The organism is Cronobacter sakazakii (assembly GCF_000982825.1).
Classification (GTDB): Bacteria; Pseudomonadota; Gammaproteobacteria; order Enterobacterales; family Enterobacteriaceae; genus Cronobacter; species Cronobacter sakazakii.
The window spans coordinates 1,152,655-1,178,902 of record NZ_CP011047.1 but is presented as its reverse complement, the minus strand read 5'-3'; the positions used below and the strand labels follow the sequence as shown (position 1 = coordinate 1,178,902).

Annotated in this window: 25 protein-coding genes and 1 pseudogene; 13 read left to right on the top strand and 13 right to left on the bottom strand. The window is 57.6% G+C overall.

What is annotated here, in order from left to right:
* Positions 1–60: 60 nt before the first annotated feature.
* Positions 61–624: a DNA-3-methyladenine glycosylase I gene (locus CSK29544_RS05500; RefSeq protein ID WP_007895599.1), complete on the top strand. Its 564-nt coding sequence runs from the start codon at positions 61–63 to the stop codon at positions 622–624.
* Positions 621–1,061: an N-acetyltransferase gene (locus CSK29544_RS05495; RefSeq protein WP_007895598.1), complete on the top strand. Its 441-nt coding sequence runs from the start codon at positions 621–623 to the stop codon at positions 1,059–1,061. Before CSK29544_RS05500 ends, CSK29544_RS05495 begins: the two co-directional genes overlap by 4 nt.
* Here CSK29544_RS05495 and CSK29544_RS05490 read toward each other — a convergent pair.
* Positions 1,030–3,363, bottom strand: coding sequence for a molybdopterin guanine dinucleotide-containing S/N-oxide reductase (locus CSK29544_RS05490; protein ID WP_004387611.1), 2,334 nt, complete (start codon positions 3,361–3,363; stop codon positions 1,030–1,032). The genes CSK29544_RS05495 and CSK29544_RS05490 overlap by 32 nt on opposite strands.
* A 178-nt stretch (positions 3,364–3,541) precedes the next feature.
* Between CSK29544_RS05490 and CSK29544_RS05485 the strand changes: the two genes are divergently transcribed.
* Entirely contained in the window at positions 3,542–4,204 is a 663-nt protein-coding gene (locus CSK29544_RS05485; RefSeq protein ID WP_004387610.1) for an OmpA family lipoprotein, read from the top strand.
* 46 nt (positions 4,205–4,250) lie between these two features.
* On the opposite strand, the gene zinT is transcribed toward CSK29544_RS05485, so the two are convergent.
* The gene (zinT, locus tag CSK29544_RS05480; protein ID WP_007895595.1) at positions 4,251–4,889 is read right to left on the bottom strand and encodes a metal-binding protein ZinT; all 639 of its coding nucleotides are present in this window, start codon (positions 4,887–4,889) and stop codon (positions 4,251–4,253) included.
* 202 nt (positions 4,890–5,091) lie between these two features.
* Here zinT and CSK29544_RS05475 point away from each other — a divergent pair, with 202 nt between their 5' ends.
* The 5 genes from CSK29544_RS05475 (at position 5,092) to ghrB (ending at position 10,408) form a co-directional block, all read left to right on the top strand.
* Complete coding sequence (locus CSK29544_RS05475) at positions 5,092–6,111, top strand: LacI family DNA-binding transcriptional regulator (protein WP_007895593.1); 1,020 nt, start codon at positions 5,092–5,094, stop codon at positions 6,109–6,111.
* A 112-nt stretch (positions 6,112–6,223) separates the two neighbouring features.
* A complete protein-coding gene (locus CSK29544_RS05470; RefSeq protein WP_007895591.1) occupies positions 6,224–6,973 on the top strand; it encodes a sugar phosphate isomerase/epimerase family protein in 750 nt (249 codons plus the stop codon).
* Between the two features lie 2 nt (positions 6,974–6,975).
* Entirely contained in the window at positions 6,976–7,917 is a 942-nt protein-coding gene (locus CSK29544_RS05465) for a sugar kinase (protein WP_007895589.1), read from the top strand.
* 165 nt (positions 7,918–8,082) lie between these two features.
* Positions 8,083–9,363 (top strand): MFS transporter, encoded by a 1,281-nt coding sequence (locus tag CSK29544_RS05460; RefSeq protein ID WP_004387606.1) that lies wholly within the window; start codon positions 8,083–8,085, stop codon positions 9,361–9,363.
* Between the two features lie 70 nt (positions 9,364–9,433).
* The gene (gene ghrB / locus CSK29544_RS05455) at positions 9,434–10,408 is read left to right on the top strand and encodes a glyoxylate/hydroxypyruvate reductase GhrB (RefSeq protein ID WP_007895585.1); all 975 of its coding nucleotides are present in this window, start codon (positions 9,434–9,436) and stop codon (positions 10,406–10,408) included.
* Between the two features lie 64 nt (positions 10,409–10,472).
* On the opposite strand, the gene CSK29544_RS05450 is transcribed toward ghrB, so the two are convergent.
* From CSK29544_RS05450 to CSK29544_RS24820, 3 genes and pseudogenes are all read right to left on the bottom strand, one after another.
* The gene (locus CSK29544_RS05450) at positions 10,473–11,183 is read right to left on the bottom strand and encodes a DUF3053 domain-containing protein (RefSeq protein ID WP_004387604.1); all 711 of its coding nucleotides are present in this window, start codon (positions 11,181–11,183) and stop codon (positions 10,473–10,475) included.
* Between the two features lie 252 nt (positions 11,184–11,435).
* On the bottom strand, positions 11,436–11,594 hold the full coding sequence (locus CSK29544_RS05445) for a type I toxin-antitoxin system Hok/Gef family toxin (protein WP_004387602.1): 159 nt from the start codon (positions 11,592–11,594) through the stop codon (positions 11,436–11,438).
* Positions 11,551–11,640 (bottom strand): annotated as a pseudogene (locus CSK29544_RS24820) (DUF5431 family protein); the annotation flags it as partial. The pseudogene CSK29544_RS24820 and the gene CSK29544_RS05445, both read right to left, overlap by 44 nt.
* Before the next feature lie 514 nt (positions 11,641–12,154).
* Between CSK29544_RS24820 and CSK29544_RS05435 the strand changes: the two are divergent.
* Positions 12,155–12,448 (top strand): HTH-type transcriptional regulator, encoded by a 294-nt coding sequence (locus tag CSK29544_RS05435; protein ID WP_004387600.1) that lies wholly within the window; start codon positions 12,155–12,157, stop codon positions 12,446–12,448.
* Positions 12,449–12,588: 140 nt separating this feature from the next.
* Here the strand turns inward: CSK29544_RS05435 and CSK29544_RS22475 are convergent, their stop codons facing one another.
* From CSK29544_RS22475 to CSK29544_RS05420, 4 genes are all read right to left on the bottom strand, one after another.
* Positions 12,589–12,747 (bottom strand): Hok/Gef family protein, encoded by a 159-nt coding sequence (locus tag CSK29544_RS22475; protein WP_085958998.1) that lies wholly within the window; start codon positions 12,745–12,747, stop codon positions 12,589–12,591.
* A gap of 298 nt (positions 12,748–13,045) precedes the next feature.
* Positions 13,046–15,115, bottom strand: a complete 2,070-nt coding sequence (gene glyS / locus CSK29544_RS05430; RefSeq protein WP_029039190.1) for a glycine--tRNA ligase subunit beta — start codon at positions 15,113–15,115, stop codon at positions 13,046–13,048.
* A gap of 9 nt (positions 15,116–15,124) precedes the next feature.
* Positions 15,125–16,036, bottom strand: coding sequence for a glycine--tRNA ligase subunit alpha (gene glyQ / locus CSK29544_RS05425; protein ID WP_004387598.1), 912 nt, complete (start codon positions 16,034–16,036; stop codon positions 15,125–15,127).
* A 118-nt stretch (positions 16,037–16,154) separates the two neighbouring features.
* A complete protein-coding gene (locus CSK29544_RS05420; RefSeq protein ID WP_007895579.1) occupies positions 16,155–16,466 on the bottom strand; it encodes a YsaB family lipoprotein in 312 nt (103 codons plus the stop codon).
* Between the two features lie 187 nt (positions 16,467–16,653).
* On the opposite strand from CSK29544_RS05420, the gene CSK29544_RS05415 reads away from it, so the two are divergent.
* Positions 16,654–17,646, top strand: a complete 993-nt coding sequence (locus CSK29544_RS05415; RefSeq protein WP_007895576.1) for an acyltransferase — start codon at positions 16,654–16,656, stop codon at positions 17,644–17,646.
* Here the strand turns inward: CSK29544_RS05415 and CSK29544_RS05410 are convergent.
* The 4 genes from CSK29544_RS05410 to xylA all read right to left on the bottom strand — a co-directional run bounded on the left by CSK29544_RS05410 (position 17,639) and on the right by xylA (position 22,043).
* Entirely contained in the window at positions 17,639–18,559 is a 921-nt protein-coding gene (locus CSK29544_RS05410) for a GlxA family transcriptional regulator (protein WP_007895574.1), read from the bottom strand. The genes CSK29544_RS05415 and CSK29544_RS05410 overlap by 8 nt on opposite strands.
* Positions 18,556–19,098: an isochorismatase family protein gene (locus CSK29544_RS05405; RefSeq protein ID WP_007867192.1), complete on the bottom strand. Its 543-nt coding sequence runs from the start codon at positions 19,096–19,098 to the stop codon at positions 18,556–18,558. The genes CSK29544_RS05410 and CSK29544_RS05405 overlap by 4 nt, the downstream gene beginning before the upstream one ends.
* A 122-nt stretch (positions 19,099–19,220) precedes the next feature.
* A complete protein-coding gene (xylB, locus tag CSK29544_RS05400; protein WP_007895570.1) occupies positions 19,221–20,675 on the bottom strand; it encodes a xylulokinase in 1,455 nt (484 codons plus the stop codon).
* Positions 20,676–20,720: 45 nt separating this feature from the next.
* Positions 20,721–22,043 (bottom strand): xylose isomerase, encoded by a 1,323-nt coding sequence (gene xylA, locus CSK29544_RS05395; protein WP_007797416.1) that lies wholly within the window; start codon positions 22,041–22,043, stop codon positions 20,721–20,723.
* Positions 22,044–22,425: 382 nt separating this feature from the next.
* On the opposite strand from xylA, the gene xylF reads away from it, so the two are divergent.
* The 3 genes from xylF to xylH all read left to right on the top strand — a co-directional run bounded on the left by xylF (position 22,426) and on the right by xylH (position 26,195).
* A complete protein-coding gene (gene xylF, locus CSK29544_RS05390) occupies positions 22,426–23,418 on the top strand; it encodes a D-xylose ABC transporter substrate-binding protein (protein WP_004387592.1) in 993 nt (330 codons plus the stop codon).
* Between the two features lie 67 nt (positions 23,419–23,485).
* Positions 23,486–25,027, top strand: a complete 1,542-nt coding sequence (locus CSK29544_RS05385; protein WP_007852964.1) for a xylose ABC transporter ATP-binding protein — start codon at positions 23,486–23,488, stop codon at positions 25,025–25,027.
* The gene (xylH, locus tag CSK29544_RS05380; protein WP_007895560.1) at positions 25,005–26,195 is read left to right on the top strand and encodes a xylose ABC transporter permease XylH; all 1,191 of its coding nucleotides are present in this window, start codon (positions 25,005–25,007) and stop codon (positions 26,193–26,195) included. The genes CSK29544_RS05385 and xylH overlap by 23 nt, the downstream gene beginning before the upstream one ends.
* Positions 26,196–26,248: the final 53 nt, after the last annotated feature.

Here is a 26,248-nt window from a genome sequence, read left to right as displayed (position 1 = left end):
GCCACGTCAAGCCACTTTCGAAAATCGCCAGTGTGCCTGTTAAAACGAGGGGAATGCAGGATGGAACGTTGCGGATGGGTCACTCAGGATCCACTTTATCTCGCCTACCACGATGAAGAGTGGGGAGAACCTCAGAAAGACAACCACACGCTGTTTGAGATGATCTGTCTCGAAGGCCAGCAGGCGGGGTTGTCGTGGATTACCGTGCTGAAAAAACGCGAGCACTACCGCCGCTGTTTTCATGGTTTTGAGCCCGCCGTGGTGGCGCAGATGGGGCCGGAAGACGTCGACGCGCTGGTACAGGAGCCAGGTATTATTCGCCACCGCGGTAAAATCGAAGCCATTATCGCCAACGCCCGGGCGTATCTCGCCATGCAGGCGCAGGGGGAAGATTTTTCAGCGTTTGTCTGGTCATTCGTCGGGGGCGCGCCGAAAGTGAACTCCCCGCAGACGCTCGCGCAGGTGCCGGTGACGACGCCCGAGGCGCAGGCGCTCTCGAAAGCGCTGAAAAAACGCGGCTTTAAGTTTGTCGGCCCGACGATTTGTTACTCCTTCATGCAGGCCTGCGGGCTGGTGAACGATCATCTCGCCGGCTGCGGCTGCCACCCGGAGAACCGGCCATGATCCGCGCGCAGCGGCCTTCTGACCGCGACGCCATCCTTTCGCTGTGGCTTGCGAGCACCACCGCCGGACATCCGTTCATTCAGCCTGATTACTGGCGCGCCAGTCTGCCCGTTGTGCGTGACGTCTATCTGCCCGGTGCCTGCACGTGGGTGGACGAAAACGGCGGTACGCTTCGCGGGTTTATCAGCGTGATGCATGAAAATTTTATCGGCGCCCTGTTTGTGGCGCCTGACTGCGAGGGAACAGGCATCGGCACCGCCCTGCTGACGCATGTGCAGTCGCAGTACGATACCCTGAATCTGGAGGTCTACCAGAAAAACACCCGGGCGGTGAATTTCTATCACGCCCGGGGATTTCGTATTGAAGAGAGCGCGTGGCAGGAAGAGACCGGCCACCCGACCTGGATTATGCGCTGGCAGGCGGATCAAACGCCGTAACGTCCGGCGCGGGCCCGCGGTATTTCTCGACGCGCACCAGCGAGGAGTTCGCCGCGCAGCCGTTGCCGAGCCGCGAGGTCGGGATATCGCGCGTCAGCACGTTCACCGCGCCGTTTTTACAAAGCCCCTGCTGGTTCCAGTCAAAATCGGGCCACGCGCCCTGATGCAGACAAATCACGCCAGGCTTAATGCCGTCCGTGACCACGGCACCCGCCAGCACCTGGCCACGGGCGTTCCACACCCGCACCAGATCGCCGTGAGCGATGCCGCGCTTGCGGGCATCGTCCGGATGCAGCGTCACCGGCTCGCGCCCGGCCACGGCATAGCGCTCGCGAAGCGATGAATAGTTAAGCTGGCTGTGCAGACGGTGCGCCGGGTGCGACGAGAGCAGTTGCAGCTCGTCCGGCTGCGCGTTGCCGTGCCACTCGTCTGGCTCAAGCCAGGTCGGGTGCGGCGGACAGTCAGCATAGCCGAAGCGGGCAATACGCTCTGAGTAGATCTCGATTTTTCCGCTCGGCGTGCTGAGCGGGTTGGCCGCCGGATCGTCACGAAACGCGCCAAAACGCACAAACTCGGCGTTTTTCGGGTTCTCCGGCATCTCGATTATCTGATTCGCCTCCCAGAAATCCGCGAAATCCGGCAGCGTCACCTGCTGCGCTGCGCCGCGCTCACGGGCGATGTTATAGAAGGTTTCGAGCCACTCCAGCTCGCTTTTGCCTTCGGTGAAACGCGCCCGTCCGCCGGTTTCCCAGCGCTCTGACAGTTCGGCGAAAATATCGAAATCGTTACGCGCCTCATACTGCGGCGGCACAACCTGCTTCATCGGCACCATATGCTGGTTGCTGTAGTCGCCGGTCATGGTCATGTCGTTGCGCTCAAACGAGGTGGTTACCGGCAGCACGATATCGGCGTGCTTCGCCGCCGCCGTCCAGAAACATTCGGAAATCACCACCAGCTCCGGCTTTTGCCACGCTTTAATCAGGCGGTGTGTTTCCTGATGATGCGTGAAGTTGGCGCCACCCGCCCACCAGATAAAACGAATATCCGGGAAAATGCGCTGCTGTCCGTTGTGCGGGTATTCGCCGCCGGGGTTTTCCAGCGCCTCGACAATGCGCGCCACCGGGATTTTATCGACCGCGTCAACGCCGCCTTCCACGCTGCCCTGCATTGAGGCCAGCACGGCCGCGCGTCGCGTCGGGTTGCCGCCGTTGGCGAAGTGATAAGAGAGCCCGAAGCCGCCTCCCGGCAGGCCAATCTGGCCGAGCATCGCCGCGAGTGTCACCAGCATCCAGTGTTTCTGCTCGCCATACTGCTGGCGCTGCATGCCCCAGCCCGCCATCAGCATGGTGCGGTTCTGGCTGAACAGATGCGCCAGCTCGCGGATGGTTGCGGCATCGACGCCGCAAATCGCCGCCGCCCAGTCGGCGTCTTTCGGCGTGCCGTCGCGCTCGCCGGTCAGGTAGGCCGCAAACTGCGCGTAGCCGTGCGTACAGGCGTTAAGGAAATCGTCATCCTGCCAGCCGTTTTCCACCAGCGTATGGGCGATGCCGAGCATCAGCGCCACGTCGGTGCCCATGTGCGGGGCAATCCATTCCATGCGATCACCGAAGAAATCGGCGGTTTCCGGACGCATCGGGTTGATGCAGATAAGCTTTTTGCCGCTCTCTTTGAGCTTCTCAAAATAGCCGATGCCCTGTTCGTCAGAGGCGTTCCAGGCGATTTTCAGCGTGTTGAGCGGGTTGGCGCTCCACAGCACTACGACATCGCTGTGCTCCAGCACCAGCGGCCAGCTGGTCTGCTGTTGATAGACTTCGTTGCCGCCCACCACATACGGCATGATCACCTGCGCGGCCCCCGTGGAGTAATCGCCCAGATGACCGGTGTAGCCGCCCGCGAGGCTCATATAGCGTTGCAACAGCGTGGCGGCTTTATGCAGTACGCCGTTGGAGCGCCAGCCGTAGGAGCCTGCGAAAATCGACGACGGGCCGTAGCTTTCGCGAATGCGCCGGTGCTGCTGGTCAATCAGACGCAGCGCTTCATCCCAGCTGATACGCACAAACTCATCCTGCCCGCGCACGCCCTGCGGGCTATCCGGCGAGGCGAGAAACCCTTTACGCGCCATCGGATAGCGCACGCGCGCTTTGCTGTGTACCTGATCCGGTACGGCGGTTTGCAGGGAATTCGGGTGGCGCGTCGGCAGCGCGCCCTGAGAAGAGAGCACGGTTTCACCGTCGGTCTCGACAACCATGGGCCCCCAGTGGGCGGCGGTAACGATGCGTTTTAAAGCAGATGGGTTAGCCAAAACGGGCTCCTGACTGGCGTTTGCAGATGAGGCGGCGTGAGTATGGCTACTTTGTCGCCGCTCGATTCGTTATGGATAAAAAATCAGAACACTTCCCGGAATTTTCATCACATTCCCCCGTCATAATCAACCTCCGCCACTCCAGGCGAACCAGAATTAAATTGAATAAGGATATGCGATGAAAAAACGCATCATTTTTGTGGCCGCGATGGTCAGCGGCGCACTGGCCCTTTCAGGCTGCACCACAAACCCTTACACCGGCGAACGCGAAGCGGGTAAATCCGGCATTGGCGCGGGCATTGGCTCGCTGGTGGGCGCGGGCGTCGGCGTGCTTTCTTCGTCGAAAAAAGACCGCGGCAAAGGCGCGCTGATTGGCGCGGCGGCGGGCGCAGCGCTCGGCGGCGGCGTGGGTTACTACATGGACGTGCAGGAAGCGAAACTGCGTCAGAAAATGCAGGGCACCGGCGTGAGCGTCACCCGCAGCGGCGATAACATCATCCTGAATATGCCGAACAACGTGACCTTCGACAGCAGCCAGGCGAATCTGAAACCGGCGGGCGCGAATACGCTGACCGGCGTGGCGATGGTGCTGAAAGAGTACCCGAAAACCGCGGTGAACGTGGTGGGCTACACCGACAGCACCGGCGGGCAGGCGCTGAACATGAAGCTGTCGCAGCAGCGCGCGGAAAGCGTCGCCAGCGCGCTCATCACCCAGGGTGTTGCCGCTAACCGCATCCGCACCAGCGGCATGGGCCCGGCAAACCCGGTGGCGAGCAACAGCACCGAAGAAGGTAAAGCGCAGAACCGTCGCGTGGAAATCACCTTAAGCCCGCTGCAGTAACGGGCGACAGCCTCATCGGGAAAGCCCGATGAGGCTGCTTCACACCTTAGTGGTGCAGCATTTCATCCACCACCTGCGCTTTGCTTAACTGGTACGGATAGTACGTTGGCCAGTTATCCATCTCTTTTAGCAGCGCCTCATGGGACGTGTTTCCCATGTAAATGTGATAGTGCGCGGATTTGCGCGGCGCGATGGTGTGATCGCTGAACTGCACAAACTTCGGCGCTTTTGACGCGCTGTCAGTACATTCAAACAGGTAGCGCACGCCTTTTTTGCCGGAGGCGTACTGCAAAATCTTATAGCCGTTATATTTATACGCGCAGGCGTTCACGGTTTGCCCGACGTGAAACTCCATCACATTGTTTTCAATGCCGATCATTTCAACATCCGTGGCGTACCCTTTTTTGTAATACGCGCGATACTCTTCGACGGTTTTACCGCCTTCCTTCGCTTTTTTCGCCAGCACCGGATCGAGATCGCCGCTCATAAGATACGGATAAATCGACTGCCAGACGCCGTCCCAGTCGCTAAGCGTGCGGTCTTTGACATCTTTATCGTTGAACACCCCTTCGCTCGCCTGGCGTTCTGCCTCCGTCAACGGCTTGCCGTGGTGATGCCCGTGCGCCGCGCTTTGAGCGCTTGCCAGCAGAAGCCCCATTCCCAGTAATAAGGCTAATTTTTTCATTTCTGTCACTCTCCTGTGTGTTAATTATAAATTGATACGTTATAACATAATAAATAACAATGCCACACATTGAGAGCCGGAAAATCGCCGGTGCCAGTTATGCCCGTCAGGCAAACGCCTGCTTTACGACAGCCACCGAAATAATCTAATAATAAAAACAGTCACCTGCCCCGCCGGTGTTTTAGCCTGAGAAGGAAGCCTCATGACCACCAAAGCGCCACGCCCCACCATTAGCGACGTCGCCCGCGCCGCGAAAACAGGAAAAACCAGCGTTTCCCGCTACCTGAACGGCGAAAAACATCTGCTTTCCGACGCTTTGCTGGCGCGCATTGAGCAGGCCATCGCACAGCTCGATTACCGGCCTAACCAGATGGCGCGCGGCCTGAAGCGCGGGCGTACACGGTTAATCGGCCTGATCATCGCCGATATCACCAACCCCTATTCGGTCAATGTATTAAGCGGCATTGAGGCGGCCTGTCGGGAGAAAGGCTTTACGCCGCTGGTCTGTAACACCAATAACGAGCTCGATCAGGAGCTGCATTATCTGGATCTCCTGCGTAGCTATCAGGTGGAAGGCATCGTGGTGAACGCGGTCGGCATGCGCGAAGAGGGGCTGAACCGGCTGCAACAGTCGGCGCTGCCGATGGTGCTGATTGACCGTAAAATCCCCGATTTCGCCTGCGATGTCGTCGGGCTCGACAACACCCAGGCGGCGACCACCGCCACGGAACATCTTATCGAACAGGGCTTTGAGGCGCTGTTGTTCTTAAGCGAGCCGCTCGGGACGGTGAACACCCGCCGCGAGCGCCTGACCGCTTTTCGCGCCACCGCCGCCCGCTACCCAGGCGTCGTCGCGGAAAATGCCGAAACGCCATTGCACGAGGCCGATTATCTCGACAACACCCTGCGCCACTTCCACACCCGTTTTCGCGGGATGCGCAAAGCGGTTATTTCCGCCAATGGCGCGCTGACGCTCCAGGTGGCGCGCTCGCTTAAGCGTATCGGGCTGAACTGGGGTGCCGACATCGGCCTGCTCGGCTTTGACGAGCTGGAGTGGGCGGAGCTGGCGGGCGTCGGGATCACCACGCTGAAACAGCCGACCTGGCAGATTGGCTACGCCGCGCTGGAGCAAGTCGTCAAGCGCATCGAAGGCCAGGCGCAGGCGGTGCGGGAGCAGGTTTTCTCCGGCGAGCTTATCGTGCGCGGCTCGACGGCGCGCTGAACGACGGTTCGTGACCCCGATCATAAATTCACCATCCTGGACTTCTCTTTGGAACCGGTTCCATCTAGCGTATTAATTATGTTATGCAGATGTAATCACTCCGGAGAAGTTAATGGAGAGAGAAATTATCGTCGTCACCGCGGCTTACGGTAACGATAAAATCAACGCCCTCGGCGGCCAGCAGGCCGTACTGCCGATCATCGCGGGCGCGGGCGCTGACGGCGTGGAGATCCGCCGCGAACTGCTCGATCTCGCGGAGATCGACGCCCTGCCCGCGCTGGCGCAGGCGATCGCCTCTCATCACCTGAAAGCCTGCTACTCAGCACCCGAACCGCTGTTTGAACACGACGGTAAAATCAACGCGCGCCTGCCTTCGCTGCTGGCAGAAGCCCACGAACTCAACGCCCGCTGGCTCAAGCTCTCACTTGGGCATTTCAGCCATCCGCACCAGGCGGAGCCGCTGGCGGGTCTTCTGGCGCTGAGCGACGTCGCGCTGGTCGTGGAAAACGATCAGACCGAATGCGGTCGCCTGGAACCCATGCGCCGCTTTCTCGCCGCCAGCAAAACGCTCAATCTTCCCGTCCGCCTGACGTTCGACATGGCCAACTGGCTGTGGGTGGACGATGCGCCGGAAGAGGCCGCCCGCGCGCTTTGCGCAGGCGTCAGCTATATCCATGTCAAAGCCGCCACCGCGCATCACTACCACTATCGCGCTATCGCGCTGGATGACGCCGGACCGCGCTGGCGCACGCTGCTGAATATGCTGCCGCCGGACGCGCCGCGCGGTATTGAGTTTCCGCTGGAAGGCCGCGACCTGACCGCCGTGACCCGTCATTACGTCAACCTGCTGCGCGAGGAGTGAACATGGAACAGCCACTGGATGTGATTACCATCGGCGAAGCGATGGCGATGTTTGTCGCGACCGAGCCCGGCGATCTGGCGCAGGTAGAACACTTTTTTAAACGCGTCGCGGGGGCGGAGCTAAATGTCGCCACCGGTCTCGCGCGTCTCGGATTACAGGTGAGCTGGGTGAGCCGCGTCGGCAACGATTCGTTTGGCCGCTTCGTCCTGAATCAGCTCGAAAAAGAGGGCATCGCCACGCGCGGCGTGACGATCGACGACCGCTACCCGACCGGTTTTCAGCTGAAATCGAAAGTTACTGATGGAACCGATCCCAGCGTGGAATATTTCCGCAAAGGCTCCGCCGCAAGCCATCTGAGCGGCGAAGATTTTAACGCCCCACTGTTTTACAGCGCCCGTCACCTGCACCTGAGCGGCGTCGCAGCAGCGCTTTCCCCGACGTCGTATGAACTGCTGGATCACGCGGCGCGCGCCATGAAAACCCAGGGCAAGACGATCTCCTTCGATCCGAATCTGCGCCCGGTGCTGTGGAAAAGCGAGGCGGAGATGACAGAGAAACTCAACCATCTCGCCTGTATGGCCGACTGGGTGCTGCCGGGCCTGAAAGAAGGCCAGATCCTGACCGGCCAGCAGAGCCCGGAAGGGATTGCCGATTTCTACCTGACGCGCGGCGTGAAAGCGGTCGTTATCAAAACCGGTGCTGACGGCGCCTGGTATCAGAGCGCCAGCGGCGAGCAGGGTACGGTGGCAGCGGTGAAGGTCGAAAACGTAGTCGATACGGTGGGCGCGGGCGATGGCTTTGCGGTGGGCGTGATAAGCGCGCTGCTGGAAGGTAAAACGCTGCGCGAGGCGGCGACCCGCGGTAACAAAATCGGCGCGCTGGCCATCCAGGTTCAGGGCGACAGCGAAGGGCTGCCGACTCGCGCGCAGCTTGGCGATTCATAAGTCTTCAGGTTTTTTAAGGCGATACATCACAAGACGAGTTTTCCCTCTCTCCTTTGAGAGAGGGCGGGCATGAGGAAAACCTCACCCAAACATCACTAGTACGAACAGCTTCCGTCGTCCCCTACACCGACGAGACGCATCCACCTCAACCATAGAGGGAATACGATGAAAAGTCCGACTAACGCTCCAAAACGCTGGTGGTACATCATGCCGGTCGTGTTTATCACGTACAGCCTGGCGTACCTCGATCGCGCAAACTTTAGTTTCGCTTCGGCGGCTGGTATTAATGACGATCTCGGCATTACCAAAGGCATTTCATCGCTGCTGGGCGCCCTGTTCTTCCTCGGCTACTTCTTTTTCCAGATCCCTGGCGCGATTTACGCCGAGCGCCGCAGCGTGCGTAAACTCATTTTCATCTGCCTGATTCTGTGGGGCGGCTGCGCGTCGCTGACCGGCGTGGTCAGCAATATCCCGATGCTGGCGGCGATCCGCTTTATCCTCGGCGTGGTGGAAGCCGCCGTCATGCCCGCCATGCTGATTTACATCAGCAACTGGTTTACGAAGTCTGAGCGCTCGCGTGCCAACACCTTTCTGATTCTCGGTAACCCAGCCACCGTGCTGTGGATGTCGGTGGTCTCGGGCTATCTCATTCAGGCGTTCGGCTGGCGTGAAATGTTCATCATCGAAGGCATCCCGGCGGTTGTCTGGGCGTTCTGCTGGTGGGTGCTGGTGAAGGATAAACCGTCGCAGGTGAAGTGGCTGGCGGATGACGAGAAAGCGGCGCTCCAGGCGCAGCTGAATAAAGAGCAGGAAGGCATTAAAGCGGTGCGCAATTACGGCGAAGCCTTCCGCTCACGCAACGTTATCCTGCTGTGCGCGCAGTATTTCGCATGGAGCATCGGCGTTTACGGCTTTGTGCTGTGGCTGCCATCCATCATCCGTAGCGGCAGCGAAAACATGGGCATGGTGGAAGTGGGCTGGCTCTCCGCCGTGCCCTATCTCGCCGCGACCATCGCCATGATTATCGTCTCCTGGGCCTCCGATAAAATGCAGAACCGCAAGCTGTTCGTCTGGCCGCTGCTGCTGATTGGCGGGCTCGCGTTTATCGGCTCCTGGGCGCTCGGCGCGAACCATTTCTGGGCGTCTTACACCCTGCTGGTGATTGCCGGTGCCGCGATGTACGCCCCGTATGGCCCGTTCTTCGCGATTATCCCGGAGATGCTGCCGAAGAATGTGGCGGGCGGCGCGATGGCGCTTATCAACAGCATGGGCGCGCTCGGCTCGTTCGTCGGCTCCTGGGTGGTCGGCTATCTTAACGGCGCAACCGGCAACCCGTCTGCCTCATACATTTTTATGGGGGTGGCGCTTTTCGCCTCGGTGTGGCTCACTTTGATAGTCAAACCGGCCACCAGCCAACAGCTGCCGGTGGGCGCGCGCCACGCGTAACACGCTGCGGGCGGCGTGATGCCGTCCGCTTGTCTATTCTTTCTGTTTTGTTCAAAAGCTGGAGACCTGCATGAAGCCGTCCGTCATTCTCTACAAATCCCTGCCTGACGATTTGCTTGCCCGCCTGGAGAGCCACTTCAACGTGACCCGTGTGCCAGATCTGAGCCCGGAGACCATTGAGGCTCATGCCAGCGCATTTAGCGAGGCGCAGGGGCTGCTGGGTTCGAGCGAAAAGGTAGACGCGGCGCTGCTTGAGAAAATGCCCGCGCTTCGCGCTGCCTCGACGGTTTCCGTGGGGTATGACAATTTCGACGTGGACGCGTTGAGCGCGAAAAAGATAGCGCTGATGCACACGCCTACCGTGCTAACTGAAACGGTCGCCGATACGCTGATGACGCTGGTGCTGACGACCGCGCGCCGCGCACTCGAAGTGGCCGAGCGGGTTAAAGCGGGCGAATGGACCGGCAGCATCGGCCCGGACTGGTTCGGCTGCGACGTTCACCACAAAACGCTGGGCATTGTCGGCATGGGTCGTATTGGTCTCGCGCTGGCGCAGCGCGCGCATTTCGGCTTTAACATGCCGATTCTCTACAACGCCCGTCGCCATCACAGCGAGGCGGAAGAGCGCTTTAACGCGCGCTACTGTGACCTGGATACGCTGCTCGCCGAATCAGATTTCGTGTGCGTCATTCTGCCGCTCACCGACGAGACGCATCACATGATTGGCGCAGAACAGTTCCGCAAAATGAAGAAATCAGCGATTTTCATCAACGCAGGCCGCGGGCCGGTGGTGGATGAAAACGCGTTGATTGCCGCGCTGCAAAGCGGTGAGATCCACGCGGCCGGGCTGGATGTGTTCGAGCAGGAGCCGCTTTCGAAAGACTCTCCACTGCTGACGCTGAAGAATGTGGTCGCGCTGCCGCATATCGGCTCCGCCACTCACGAGACGCGCTATAACATGGCCGCCTGCGCGGTCGATAACCTTATCAACGCGCTTAATGGCGACGTGTCGCAGAACTGCGTGAATCCGAAGGCGGTGAAGTAAAAACCACCTCCGGAGAAGTGGTTTAGCATGACAATAAAAAACGGCTCATAAGAGCCGTTTTTTTTCACTGCATCGCGTTGGTCGCGGCCGTGTAAGCCTGGGTGAAGGCCTGATGTTGCGCGGCGAGCGGGCCTATCAGCGCGTTATACTGGCTCGCCTGCTGCGACGTCGGGAACTGGATGCCGTTAGCCGCAAAGCCCACCTGCGTGCCCTGCTGCGCGATGAAATCACCAACCTGCACCAGTTGCTGAGTGAACGTCTGCGCGGCCGGGATCAGCGGCTGCAGCGCGTTAGCCGGGCCGGTTACCACTTTTTCATAAGCTTTATCAAATACCGGCTTCAGATCGTCTGCCTGCTTAAGCGACGCGTGAGAGCTGTCCGCCTGCATTTTCGCATTCTGCAGTTGCTGGCTCATTACGCCCAGCGAACCGTTGGCCTGGCGCAGCGCTTCACGCTGGGTCATGTAATCCTGCGGCACGCGAATGCTGTTTACGCTATCCACTACCGGGCGGATGCCGGCGTCCATCGCCTGGTTCACCTGCTGAGAGTAGCTGTAAAGGATGGCATAGTCGGAAACGAACGGACCGAACTGTTTTTTCTGATCGGCGGTCAGCGTCGGCAAACGTTCGCCGCTACGCATTACCGTGTTTTGCAGAAAATCGACGAACGCTTTGCGCTGGTCGCCCTCTTTATCAAAACACCCGCTCAGGCTGAATACCATTAACAACGCCGCCAGCGGCGCGAACCAGCGAGAGCAGGACTTACCTGTCGCCATTTTTTTGCTCCTTTCACTCATCAACGCGCACACCACTGCCAGTGTGCTTCAACGCCCACAAGGATAGTTCAGACGCGCCGCGCAGGATACCCTTTATTGCGCTGCAAAAGCGATTATGCGAAAGGCAGCGCGCCGTGCGTAAAAAAGGGCCGCCAGCCTGCGCTGACGACCCTTAATAAAGACGCTCACAGCCATACCGCCCCATAGCCTCGCCTGGCCTGAAAAGGCGGGGTTTCCCCCGCCCTCCAGACGCTACTTACCGGATTCGTAAGCCAGAAACGCAGCGGCCTCCCGATATCTGTCCTTATAACGGATTTCGCACAGCGATTTCCTGATAAGGAGCGTGAATATTAATAGCGTGGTACAAACGATTAATACGCACCAGATAAGCGCATTTCGCGGTAGTTTCATCAGCTTCTTTTCCTTGTCTTGCGACGGGTAAGAGGCTAATCTGCATATGTTCAGTATGGAGACAGCCTCGTTGGTTAATGAAAATTAACCTTCGGGGCTTTCTTCTTTCTGCCATCCGCCATAGCGGTAACTTTGCTGATTGCCGGAGGCAAAAAGCCTCAAGCGCCGGGCGTATTTTACGCTGCCTTTTTAAGCTGCCTGAATGTGATTCGGTGCTTTTCAGAAACCGACATGAGTGCTTTCCCATCGCATGACTGGACCCCGGTATATGAGCGTCAGAAGAGCGGTGCGCGCGTTCTAAAACGCCGGGCTTATGGCGGGATCGCGCAGGGGATAAAGGATCGCGCCATGATCTTTTACAAAACTATACTTTCTTAAGATTAATCCTAATATCAATCAATTAGGACGAGATATTCCACCACCGAACCGCCACAACCGGCGCTCGCCAGTCAACAACCGCAAAATCTTATACTACCCTGCCCGCAGTTTGGTTTTTTCCGAACTATGATTAAGAAGCTTCTTAGACGTTCACGATCCCGCTGTGTGATTAGGAGTCCAAAATGGAATCTAAAGACCCTATGTTTGAGTTGCTCAGCAGCCTCGAACAAATTGTATTAAAGAAAGATGCCTCTGATACGGTTACCCTGACGCAGAAACCTAACGTGTTTACAGAATTTGAACTGTTACGCAAAAGAACGGGCCTGAAAACAGATGATTTGGCTCGTGTGATGGGTGTCAGTGTCGCCATGGTTCAGGAGTGGGAATCCCGCCGCGTGAAACCCTCCAGCACCGAACTGAAGCTGATGCGCCTGATTCAGGCGAATCCCATGCTCAGTAAACAACTCATGGAATGAAACGCAAGCCAGTACACTTTTTTTCGCAAACAAAACGCCCCCGCCAATGCGGGGGCGTTGCTTTTCAGAATACATTTGGGTCGTGCAGGCCAACCCGCCCTCCTGACCAGTGGGTGGGGGATTGCTCCCCCATCCAAAGGCTACTTCCCTGGTTCGTAAGCAAGGATTGCCCGTATTTCCCGGCTTCCCTCTTTAATAGTGAATTCACATAAGCGATCACGCATTATTAAGGCGAAACACAGCACCGTAATACACAGCGCTACTATGCTTAAAAAAGCATATCGGGATTTTATTGGCATAATTGCCTCCTTATAGGGAAGAGGCTACAATCAGGCTGTTGGGTTCTGATTGCAGCCTCCCCCGAGGTTAAATGGAATTAACTTAGGGGGGCATTCATCTGACCAGCCTTTGCATCATGCCCAAGCCAGCCTGAGCACCCGCGCGCTATATTATCCGCAACCGGCTTAGTAATAATTACGTGACCGCGTAATAACCCCGCGCTTTTTGTATTATGATAATAAAATAAGAATTCAACGTAGCGAAAATCGCTATAAAAAAACCCGCCAGCGGCGGGTTTTTTATTATTAACGGAACACGTTACTGCAGCAGGGAAATATCCGCCACTTGCAGGAACAGTGCACGTAATTTTGACAGCAGCGTCAGACGATTAATACGCACCTGCGCATCGTCCGCGTTAACCATCACTTTTTCGAAGAACTCATCCACCGGCTCGCGCAGCTGCGCCAGTTCGACCAGCGCTTCCTGGTAGCGGCCTTCCGCAAACAGCGGCTGCAGCTTGTCGCGCATTACAGCGACCTGCAGCGCCAGACGAATTTCCGGATCTTCTTTCAGTACCGATGCATGAACTTCATCGTTCAGCGGCTCGGTGGCTTTCGCGAGAATGTTGGAAACGCGTTTGTTCGCTGCGGCCAGCGCCACGGCTTCATCCAGAGTACGGAAGTGCGACACCGCCTTCATGCGGGCATCGAAATCCGCCGGGCGGGTCGGACGATTCGCCAGCACCGCCTGAATGGTGTCGACGCTGTAGCCTTCATCCTGATACCAGGCGCGGAAGCGGCCCAGCATAAAGTCCACGACATCATCCACCACTTTCGCGTTGGTCAGCTTGCTGCCGTACAGGCGCACCGCTTCTTCCGTCAGGGTTTGCAGATCGAGCGGCAGGTTTTTCTCAACGATGATACGCAGCACGCCAAGGGCAGCGCGGCGCAGCGCGAACGGGTCTTTATCGCCTTTCGGATGCTGACCAATACCGAAAATCCCGGCCAGCGTATCCATTTTATCGGCAATCGCCACGGCGCACGCCACCAGGCTTGACGGCAGCGCATCGCCTGCAAAGCGCGGCATATACTGCTCATTCAGCGCCACCGCAACGTCTTCAGACTCGCCATCATGACGAGCGTAGTGCATGCCCATGACGCCCTGGGTGTCGGTAAACTCAAACACCATGTTGGTCATCAGATCGCATTTGGAAAGCAGGCCCGCGCGCGTCGCGTGATTCACATCCGCGCCTATCTGGCTGGCAATCCAGCCGGAAAGCGCCTGAATGCGGTCGGTTTTGTCGCGCAGCGTGCCGAGCTGCTGCTGGAACAGCACAGTTTCGAGACGCGGCAGGTGATCTTCCAGACGTTTTTTGCGGTCAGTGTTGAAGAAGAATTCTGCATCCGCCAGACGCGGACGCACCACTTTTTCGTTACCGGAGATAATCTGGCGCGGATCTTTGGACTCGATATTCGCCACAAAGATAAAGTTCGGCAGCAGCTTGCCGTCGGTACCGTACACCGGGAAATACTTCTGGTCGCCTTTCATGGTATAGACCAGCGCTTCCGCCGGCACCGCCAGGAATTTCTCTTCGAATTTCGCGGTCAGTACCACCGGCCATTCCACCAGCGAGGTGACTTCTTCAAGGAGGCTATCGCTCAGATCGGCATTGCCGCCGATTTTCGCGGCTGCCGCTTCGGCGTCCTGCTGAATTTTGGCTTTACGCGCGTTGTAGTCGGCGATGACCTTGCCGCGCTCCAGCAGGATCTGCGGGTACTGATCGGCGTGGTCGATAGTGAATTCCGGCTCGCCCATAAAGCGATGACCACGGATCACGCGGTCGGACTGAATACCAAGAATCGTCGCCGGCAGCACTTCATCGTCCAGCAGCAGCGTCACGGTGTGAACCGGGCGCACGAACTGGACGTCAGACGCGCCCCAGCGCATCAGTTTCGGAATCGGCAATTTAGACAGCGCGGTGCTCACCATGTCCGGCAGCAGCGCCTGCGCGCTTTCGCCTTTCACATGGGCGCGATACATCAGCCACTCGCCTTTGTCGGTGACCAGACGCTCCGCCTGATCGACAGTAATGCCGCAGCCACGCGCCCAGCCTTCAGCCGCTTTGCTCGGATTGCCCTCGGCGTCAAACGCCGCAGAGACCGCCGGGCCACGTTTTTCAACTTCGCGATCCGGCTGAGACGCCGCCAGATTCGCCACTTTCAGCGCCAGACGACGCGGCGCCGCAAACCAGCTCACGACGCCGTGGGTCAGGCCCGCCGCGTCCAGTTCAGCAGTAAAGTTCGCAGCGAAGGATTCCGCCAGGCTGCGCAGGGCTTTTGGTGGCAGCTCTTCAGTGCCAATCTCCACCAGAAAAGTTTTCTCAGACATGGCAGCCTCTTATTTATTTCTGTTGCACATCGGGAAGCCCAGCGCCTCGCGGGAGGCGTAGTAGGCTTCGGCCACGGCTTTGGTCAGCGTGCGGATACGCAAAATGTAGCGCTGGCGCTCGGTCACCGAGATAGCCTTGCGCGCGTCCAGCAGGTTGAAGCTGTGGGCGGCTTTCAGAATACGTTCATAAGCAGGCAGCGGCAGCGGGTTTTCCAGCGCCAGCAGCTGTTGAGCTTCTTTTTCGTACTGCTCAAAGCAGGTGAACAGGAAATCCACGTCGGCGTATTCGAAGTTATAGGTGGATTGCTCCACTTCGTTCTGATGGAACACATCGCCGTAAGTGGTTTTGCCAAGCGGGCCATCGCTCCAGACCAGGTCATAAACGCTGTCCACGCCCTGAATGTACATGGCGAGACGCTCAAGGCCGTAAGTGATTTCACCGGTCACCGGTTTGCACTCCAGGCCGCCAACCTGCTGGAAGTAAGTGAACTGCGTCACTTCCATGCCGTTCAGCCACACTTCCCAGCCGAGGCCCCAGGCGCCGAGCGTCGGGTTTTCCCAGTTGTCTTCGACGAAGCGAATATCATGAATGGTCGGGTCCATACCCAGCTCTTTAAGCGACCCCAGGTACAGCTCCTGAATATTGTCCGGCGACGGCTTGATGATCACCTGGAACTGGTAGTAGTGCTGTAAACGGTTGGGGTTTTCGCCGTAGCGGCCATCGGTCGGGCGGCGGGAAGGCTGAACATAAGCGGCCGCGATAGGCTCCGGGCCCAGCGCCCGCAGGCAGGTCATCGGGTGGGAGGTGCCGGCGCCGACTTCCATGTCCAGAGGTTGAACGATGGTGCAGCCCTGACGAGCCCAGTAATCCTGTAAGGTCAGGATCAGGCCCTGAAAGGTCCTGGTATCAAACTTTTGCATATGATTTCGCACGCGATACGAGTGGGTTTATTTGGAAGCGGTCAGTATACCCGTTGACCGCCAGATATACAGCCTCAATCCACGACCAAAAGCGGGCGGTTGACGCGCGGTTGCGCCATTAACGCATGGAAAGGTGTAAAAATTGACCGTTCGCGTCGAAAGAGCAGGTAAAGCCCTCTTCACGCGCCGTATAGCCGCGCATTTCATAGCTTCCCTGATACGCCTCGAAACCGTTAACGGTGACGTTCTGCGCATCGGTATTGTAGCGATGAGCGGCTTTTGCTTTACACTGCTGCTCCATTTCCAGCGAGTGCGGCGCGCTGACACGTCCTTTTTGCGCATGCTGCGGATGCGCGTCCTCGTGACTGCAACCGGCCAGCGCGCCTGTGAACAGCACCAGCCAAAGCGTGCGGGGCAACAGCCTCGTCATAGTTTGTTATCTCCATGTTAAAATGACGACCAAAGCGCGGGTGACCGCAGCGGACAAAGGGCGTGCATTCTGCGAAATCGCCCTAAGGCTGACAACGGGCCGCCCTGAAACTCAGATTGTTCCGTGGAGCAGGATCCAGAATCAGGAAGTCACACTGCTGATAATTAAAGATGGTACAGAGGAACTGATGCAGCAAAAAATTCACTGGGTAGACAATCTGCGCGCGATAGCCTGTCTGATGGTCATCATGATCCACACGACGACCTGGTATATTACTAATCCTTCACTGGTCAGCCCGCTAAACTGGGATTTCGCCAACCTGCTGAACTCTGCGTCGCGCGTCAGCGTACCGCTGTTTTTTATGATTTCAGGGTACCTGTTTTTCGGCGAACGCAGCGCCGGGCAGCGGCATTTTCTACGCATCGCGCTCTGCCTGGTTTTTTACAGCGCCGTGGCGCTCGCCTATATCGCGCTACTGACGCCAATTAATGGTGAGATTTCGCTTAAGCTGTTGTTACAAAAGCCCGTTTTCTACCATTTATGGTTTTTCTTCGCCATTATCGTCATTTATCTGTTGTCGCCGCTGATAAGCGTAAAGCGTATCGATGGCCGGACGGCGCTGGCGCTTATCGTCCTGCTGGGTGTGGTGGCAAATCCCAATACTGTGGCGCAAAAGTTCGACGGCGTACAGTGGCTGCCGGTGAATCTCTATATCAATGGCGATACGTTTTATTACGTGCTGTATGGGTTGATGGGCCGTGCCATCGGGATGATGGAAACGGAGCTGCGCCCCGTAAGCCTGCTGGCGGGTATCGTGCTGGCGGTCAGTACCGTGTCGATTGCGAGCGGCACCCATCAGGCGCTGGAAAGCCACGGCAACTTCGCCGACACCTTTTATCTTTACTGCGGCCCGCTGGTGCTGATCGCCGCGTTAAGCCTGCTGGTACTGGCGAAAAATACGCTCAACCGCGAGATGGCGCCGCTCGCGTTTATCGCGCGTTATTCGCTGGGGATTTACGGCTTCCATGCGCTCATCATTCACTTTCTGCGCACGCGGCATATTGAATTTACGGCATGGCCGGTGCTGGATATCGCCTGGATTTTTAGTATGACGCTGGCGGGTAGCCTGGCGCTGGCCGCGCTGTTGCAGCGCGTAGACCGCCGTCGTCTCGTCAGTTAACGGCACGCGATCGGGCGCGCTGAAACTGCCGGGCGGATGAAAACCCGGCAGCGACGGCCGCCTGCTCCGCGCCCTGCCCCTGCAATAAACACTGGCTGGCAAACGCCACGCGTAACTGTTCCAGATAATCACGAACGCTGATCCCCAGATGCTCTTTAAAGAGTCGCGTGAGATGGCGCGGGCTGACATGCACGCGCCCGGCAATCTCCGTCAGGCTCCATGCCGCCTGCGGATTTGCTGCCAGCAAATCCTGCGCGCGATGCACGGCGGGGTGTAAATGATTCCGGTAACGCAGCCACGGCGAGAGCTGCGGATCGTCGCCGGAGCGGCGAAACCAGACCACCATTTCACGCGCCACTTCAAGCGCCGCGCGCGGCCCGCACAGGCGGTGGATCAGGTGCAGGCTTAAATCGATGCCGGACGTAATACCAGCACTGGTCCAGATACCGCGATCTTCTACAAAAATACGGTTATCGCGCACCTGCGCGCCGGGAGCGGCGGCTTTCAGGCGCGCCAGTACGTCATGGTGCGTGGTGCATTCAACGCCATGCAGCAGACCGGCTTTCGCCGCCAGCAGCGAGCCCGAGCAGACGCAGATAAGCGTAAACTGCTGGCTGTGGATCAGCGGCTGAAGCCGCATCAGCCAGTTGCGGGCGGCCAGCGCCTGCGGCGTAGAAAACCAGCGGCTGGAATCCGCGACACCCGGCAAGACGAGCAGGCTGCCTGGCGGCAATGTTTCCGGCAGCGGCGCGATACCCGCCACCTGTAAGCCGGTCGACATCACGACTCGCTCTTCAGGCCCGATGTAATTGAGGCTGAAGGCGTCACCCGCAAGCGCGAGCGTCTCCGCCGGGCCTGTTAAATCGAGCGCCATGACGCCAGGCAACACCACAAACCAGACAGGAATGGTCATTCCAAAGACTCCAGACATTGCGCCACGCTGCTAATCGTCGCAAAACGCCCCGCCAGCACCGTTTCGGTACGGTGGCGCAATGCGTCCACGTCCAGCGTCACGCCTTTCCAGGTCATCGGAAACGTCAGCGTCGCTTCGCTGACAAATGTCACCCGGTAACCCAGATCAGAGGCGACCCGCGTTGTGGTTTCGCAGCACTGCTCGGTACGGATACCGCAGATAATCAGGTGGTTAATATCTCTTTGGCGCAGCCATAAATCCAGCCCGGTGTCGGTAAACGCGTTATGAACATGCTTATGGAATGTCACGGCGGCCTTATGACGCAGGAAAGGCATTGGCGTTACAAAGCCCGATTCAAGCGTAAACACGTCGTCGCCATCGACATGAAAGATATCAACAATCGGAATATTGCGTGCTTCGCAGCCTGCAATAAGCGTGTTGATAGCCTCGCAAAACGCCGGAAAATCGTCTTCACGCCAGTAGCTGCGGTGAAAAAAGGATTGCTGAGTATCGATATTGATAAGTGCAGTACGCGTCATTTCAGGACACCTGTTTAAGTGGGGTTGAACCCTATTCTCACAGGCATGAGTGACGCCGGGCAGACCAGAAAAGGACAAAAAACGGGTGTTTCAGGACGGCTTTCATAACACCCGTTTTTTGGTTATGACATCAACGGCAGTAACTGCCGGTAGAGCTTACGGAAGGTGTCGCGCTGCTCACCATAACGCTGTCGGCGCGCCGCATCCGGCTGATGCTGCTGTTCCAGCGCAAGCGGCGGCAGTAAGTCATTAAGGGGACGCTCTGGCGAAAGCGCAATCTGCGCAAGCCTTGCCGCGCCAAGCGCCGGGCCGACATCGCCGCCGGTGCGGTAATCCAGCGGCACACCGCTGATATCCGCCAGCATTTGCCGCCAGTACGCGCTGCGCGCGCCGCCACCAATCAGCGTAACGCTCTGCGGCGTTACCCCGCATTCATGCACCACATCCATGCCGTCTGCCAGCGCATAACCCACGCCTTCCAGCACCGCGCGCGCCAGTTCGGCAGGCCCATGCTCGTGCGTCAGCCCGAAAAACACGCCTTTCGCCAGCGGATTATTGTGAGGTGTGCGCTCACCGGAAAGATACGGCAGGAACCAGACAGCACCCACGTCGTCGCGCGCGCTTTGCGCCGCGGTAAGCAGCGCCGGTACGCTTCCCGCGCCGGTAATCCTTGCCGCCCAGTCGAGGCACGACGCAGCGCTCAGCATCACTGACATCAAATGCCAGCGCGCCGGTAAGGCATGGCAGAAGCTATGCACCGCGCTTTCAGGGTTTGCCCGAAAGCCATCGCTGACGGCAAAGTAAACGCCAGATGTACCGAGCGACAGCATCGCCTGGCCCGGTTCAGCAAGACCAACGCCCACCGCACCCGCGGCGTTATCGCCACCGCCTGCCACCACCGGCACTGCTTTCATGCCCCACGCCCTGGCAACGTCATCTTTCAGCTCGCCTGTGATTTCACTGCCTTCAAACAGCGCAGGCATATGCTCGCGTTGCAGGTGACACGCCGCCAGCATGGCATCGCTCCAGTCGCGCTGCGCCACGTTCAACCACATCGTGCCTGCCGCATCGGACATGTCGCTCGCGAATACACCGGTCATGCGCAGACGCAGGTAATCCTTTGGCAGCAGCACCTTGTCGGTTTGCCTGAAAATGTCCGGCTCGTGACGCGCTACCCACAGCAGTTTCGGCGCGGTGAAGCCGGGCATCATGAGATTGCCGGTAATTTCACGCGAATCGGATACGTTTTCTTCAAGGATGGCGCACTCCTGCGCGCTTCGCCCGTCATTCCAGAGGATTGCCGGGCGCAAAATTCGCTGATGTGTATCGAGCAAGGTCGCGCCATGCATCTGTCCGCTCAAGCCAATCGCTTTCACGTCTCGCAGGCTGTGCTGCGCACCCAGCGCCTGCATAGCGCGGTCAGTTGCCTGCCACCAGCTTTCGGGATCTTGCTCCGACCACAACGGATGTGGACGGGAGACCTGCAACGCTTCGCTGTGCGAGGCGACAAGCGCTCCCTGCTCATCCAGCAGAATAACTTTTACCCCTGATGTCCCAAGGTCGATCCCGATATACATAGCCGCTCCTGTGCAGGACGCCGCCCGAAGGCGGCGCAACGCGTTTTACTTATCAAACAGATAATAATTTACCAGGTTTTCCAGCTGTTCCTGATGTCCGCTCTGATGCTGCGGTGCCAGATTATGCTGCTCGGCGTATTGCGCCAGTTCAGCCAGTGTCATCTGCCCTTTCAGGATCTGCTGACCAAGTTCGCCGTTCCAGCCGGCATAACGGCGGGCGACACGTTTATCCAGTTCGCCCTCTTCGAGCATTTTCGCCGCGACTTTCAGCGACAGCGCCATCGTATCCATCGCGCCGATATGACCATAAAACAGGTCATATTTATCGGTGCTCTGACGGCGCACTTTGGCGTCAAAATTCAGCCCACCGGTCGTGAAGCCGCCCGCTTTGAGGATTTCATACATCACCAGGGCGTTCTCTTCGACACTGTTCGGGAACTGGTCGGTATCCCAGCCGAGCTGCGGGTCACCGCGATTCGCATCCACCGAGCCAAACAGACCAAGCGCGATGGCGCTGGCAATCTCATGGTGGAAAGAGTGGCCCGCAAGCGTGGCGTGGTTGGCCTCGATGTTAAGCTTAATCTCTTTCTCAAGGCCGAACTGTTTCAGGAAGCCATACACGGTTGCCGCATCGTAGTCGTACTGATGTTTAGTCGGTTCCTGCGGTTTTGGCTCGATAAGCAGCGTACCGCGAAAACCGGTTTTGTGTTTATGCTCGACCACCATCTGCATAAAGCGGCCAAGCTGTTCACGCTCCTGGCGCAGATCGGTGTTGAGCAGCGTTTCGTAGCCTTCACGCCCGCCCCACAGCACATAGTTTTCACCGCCCAGTTGATGTGTCGCGTTCATGGCGGTGACCACCTGCGTGGCTGCCCAGGAGAAGACTTCCGGGTCAGGGTTGGTGGCGGCGCCTGCGCCGTAGCGCGGGTGGGTAAAGCAGTTGGCGGTGCCCCACAGCAGCTTCACGCCGCTCTCTTGTTGCTTCTGCGCCAGCACTTCTACCATCTGGGCGAAGTTGTTCAGGTACTCCTTCAGCGACGCGCCTTCCGGCGATACGTCAACGTCATGGAAGCAGTAGTAAGGCACGTTGAGCTTATGGAAAAACTCAAAGGCCACGTCGGCTTTGCGTTTCGCGAGGCTCAGCGCGTCGCCTGCTTGCTGCCACGGGCGTTCAAACGCGCCAACACCAAACATATCCGAGCCGTTCCAGCAGAACGTGTGCCAGTAGCAGGCAGCGAAACGCAGATGGTCTTCCATACGCTTGCCGGCAACCAACTCGTCAGGATTGTAATGGCGGAATGCCAGGGGATTCGTGGTTTTCGGGCCTTCATAACGCACACGTTCAAGTTGGTCGAAATAAGTCGGCATAATTAACTCCGTAATCAGGGCTGTTCCAGCGAGAATAAATTAATCCTGGAATTTACTTTCCCTTTGCTCAATTACGTTATTTCACACTGCGATTAAGAGAATGCACAAATGTGCGCTGGCTCGCAAAAACCAAGTTAGTTCCTTTCAATATTGCATTGCGCGATAAATTCCATTTTATTTGTGAAAGCTTTGGATTTAACATTAGAAATCCGATCGGCGTCATAAAATCAGAAATAAACAAAAAAACGTAACCCGAAGATTAAAATCTGTAATTGATCGCCAGCCTTTCCGCGCTAAAAATTCCTGCGTCCGTAAGTATGAATGTCCGTTTCGTCCCCGATGAATTAAGCCCATTCGTAACACTGGAACAGGTATAAAAATCATGAAAATAAAGCAGCTTATTCTTACCCTGTGCGCGTCGCTGGTGTTGACCAGCTTCAGCGGCATCGCAAAAGACGTCAAAATTGGCATGGCGATCGACGACCTGCGCCTTGAGCGATGGCAGAAAGATCGCGACATTTTCGTCAGTAAAGCAGAGTCACTGGGCGCCAAAGTGTTTGTGCAGTCGGCGAACGGCAATGAAGAAACCCAAATGTCGCAGATTGAAAACATGATCAACCGCGGCGTTGATGTGCTGGTCATTATTCCCTATAACGGGCAGGTATTAAGTAACGTTGTCGCCGAGGCAAAACGCGAAGGAATTAAAGTGCTGGCGTATGATCGTATGATCAATAATGCCGATATCGATTTCTATATTTCTTTCGATAATGAGAAAGTGGGCGAACTCCAGGCGCAAAGCCTGGTCGATAAGGTGCCGCAAGGGAATTATTTCCTGATGGGCGGCTCGCCGGTCGATAATAACGCGCGCCTGTTCCGCGATGGCCAGATGAAAGTTCTTAAGCCATTTATTGATAGCGGGAAAATAAAAGTCGTCGGCGATCAGTGGGTGGATGGCTGGCTACCAGAAAATGCGCTGAAAATTATGGAAAACGCGCTGACCGCGAACAATAACAAAATCGATGCTGTCGTCGCTTCTAACGACGCGACCGCAGGTGGCGCTATTCAGGCGCTGAGCGCGCAAGGGCTTGCCGGGAAAGTGGCTATTTCTGGTCAGGATGCCGACCTTGCCGGAATCAAGCGCATCATCGCTGGCACACAGACCATGACGGTTTATAAACCGATCACACAGCTTGCTAATACGGCCGCCGAAGTCGCGGTGGAGCTTGGCAACGATAAGCAGCCTAAATCCGACGCCACACTTAATAACGGGCTGAAAGAAGTGCCTGCGCGCCTGTTAACCCCCATCAAGGTGGATAAATCCAATATTGAATCCACCGTCATTAAAGACGGCTTCCATAAGAAGAGCGAACTGTAATCCCACGGCGTTTGCGGTTCGCCGTAAACGCCAGTGACGCCCTCCGACCAGTGCAGGCGGACTTGTTATGCCTTATTTACTCGAAATGAAAAATATCACCAAAGCCTTCGGCGCCGTTAAAGCGGTCGATAACGTGTCGCTCGCGCTGGCACCAGGCGAGGTGATGTCGCTGTGCGGTGAAAACGGCTCCGGCAAATCAACGCTGATGAAAGTGCTGTGCGGGATCTACCCCTGGGGCAGCTATGAAGGCGAAATCACATTTGCCGGTGAGCCGCTCAAGCCAGCCCATATTCGTGATACCGAGCGCAAAGGGATAGCGATTATTCACCAGGAACTGGCGCTGGTAAAAAATCTGACGGTACTGGAGAACATCTTCCTTGGTGCGGAAATCACGCGCCACGGCGTGCTGGATTACGACGCCATGACGGTGCGCTGCGAAAAACTGCTGGCGCAGGTGAGCCTGTTTGTTTCTCCGCATACCCGAACGGGCGATCTCGGCCTTGGCCAGCAGCAACTGGTGGAGATCGCGAAAGCACTGAATAAACAGGTGCGTCTGCTGGTGCTGGATGAGCCTACGGCATCACTCACCGAGCAGGAGACTGCGCTGTTGCTGGATATCATTCGCGATCTTCAGCAGCACGATATCGCCTGCATTTACATCTCCCACAAACTAAACGAAGTAAAAGCGATATCCGACACCATTTGCGTCATCAGGGATGGCAAACCGGTCGGCACACGCCCGGCCGCGCAAATGAGTGAAGAGGAGATCATCTCAATGATGGTGGGCCGCGAACTGACGGCCCTCTACCCGAGCGAGCCTCATACGCCCGGTGATGAAATTTTGCGTGTGGAAAACCTGACGGCCTGGCACCCGGTGAACCGTCATATCAAGCGCGTCAGCGATCTCTCATTTTCGCTGCGTCGTGGTGAAATTCTTGGCATCGCCGGGCTGGTCGGTGCCGGGCGTACCGAGGCAATGCAGTGCCTGTTCGGCGTATGGCCTGGGCGCTGGCAGGGCGACATTTTTATCGACGGCAAGCCGGTATCGCTTCGCAACTGCCAACAGGCCATCGCCCACGGGATCGCGATGGTGCCGGAGGATCGCAAAAAAGATGGCATTGTGCCGGTGATGGCGGTTGGGCAGAACATTACGCTCGCCGCGCTGGATGAGTTCAGCGGGCCGCTCAGTGCGCTGGATGCAGCGGCGGAACAGCAATGCATTCTGGATTCGCTACAGCGCCTGAAAGTGAAAACCGCGTCGCCGATGCTGGCGATAGGCCGCCTGAGCGGCGGCAATCAGCAAAAAGCGATTCTCGCGCGCTGCCTGCTGCTAAACCCTCGCATTCTTATTCTCGATGAACCGACGCGCGGCATTGATATCGGTGCCAAATATGAAATCTACAAACTCATTCACCAGCTGGTGCAGCAGGGTATCGCCGTCATTGTTATCTCATCGGAACTGCCGGAAGTGCTCGGTCTGAGCGACCGGGTACTGGTGATGCATGAAGGCCGACTAAAAGCCAATCTCGTTAACCGCCATCTCACGCAAGAACAGGTGATGGAAGCCGCCCTGAGGAGCGATCGCCATGTCGAAAAACAATCCGTCTGAAATCAAGCTGGCCGCGCCGTCAGCCACTTCGCCGGTCTCGTTCGGCGCACTGAATAAAATCAACGTTCAGGTCTTTGTGATGATCGCGGCCATCGTGGTCATTATGCTGTTCTTCACTTTCATGACCGACGGCGCGTACCTGAGCGCCCGTAATATCTCAAACCTGCTGCGCCAGACCGCGATTACCGGCATTCTGGCGGTCGGGATGGTCTTCGTTATTATTTCCGCAGAAATCGATCTTTCTGTCGGTTCAATGATGGGTCTGCTGGGCGGGGCAGCGGCGATTTTTGACGTCTGGCTGGGCTGGCCGCTGCCGCTGACGATTGTCGTCACGTTACTGCTGGGCCTGCTGCTGGGCGCATGGAACGGCTGGTGGGTCGCTTACCGCAAAGTCCCGTCATTTATTGTCACCCTGGCGGGAATGCTCGCGTTTCGCGGCGTGCTGATAGGCATCACCAACGGCACGACGGTGTCGCCGACAAGCCCAGCGATGTCACAGATTGGCCAGAGCTATCTGCCGGGCGGCGTCGGCTTTGCCATCGGCGCGCTCGGGCTGGCGCTGTTTATTTTCTGGCAGTGGCGCGGTCGGATGCGCCGCCAGGCGCTCGGGCTGACCTCAACGCCCTCCAGTGCCGTTGTCAGCAAGCAGGCGCTGACGGCGGTGATTGTGCTGGGTGCCATCTGGCTGCTGAATGATTATCGCGGCGTGCCCACACCAGTACTCATCCTAACGTTCCTTCTGCTGGCAGGCATGTTTATGGCGCTCCATACGGCGTTTGGTCGCCGCATATACGCCATCGGTGGCAATATCGACGCCGCACGGCTTTCCGGCATTAACGTGGAGCGTACTAAGCTTGCAGTGTTTGCGATAAACGGTGTGATGGTCGCGATCGCCGGCCTGATTTTAAGCTCGCGCCTCGGGGCCGGGTCACCTTCGGCCGGGAATATCGCCGAACTGGACGCCATCGCCGCCTGTGTTATCGGCGGCACCAGCCTTGCGGGCGGCGTCGGGAGCGTCGCAGGCGCGGTGATGGGCGCATTTATTATGGCGTCACTTGATAACGGCATGAGCATGATGGACGTGCCCACCTTCTGGCAATACATCGTCAAAGGGGCCATTTTGCTGCTGGCGGTCTGGATGGATTCCGCGACGCGCCGACGCGCATAAACATAACCTGCAATGGATCACATTGCAGGTGCGCGGTTATCCTGCCTCGCGGG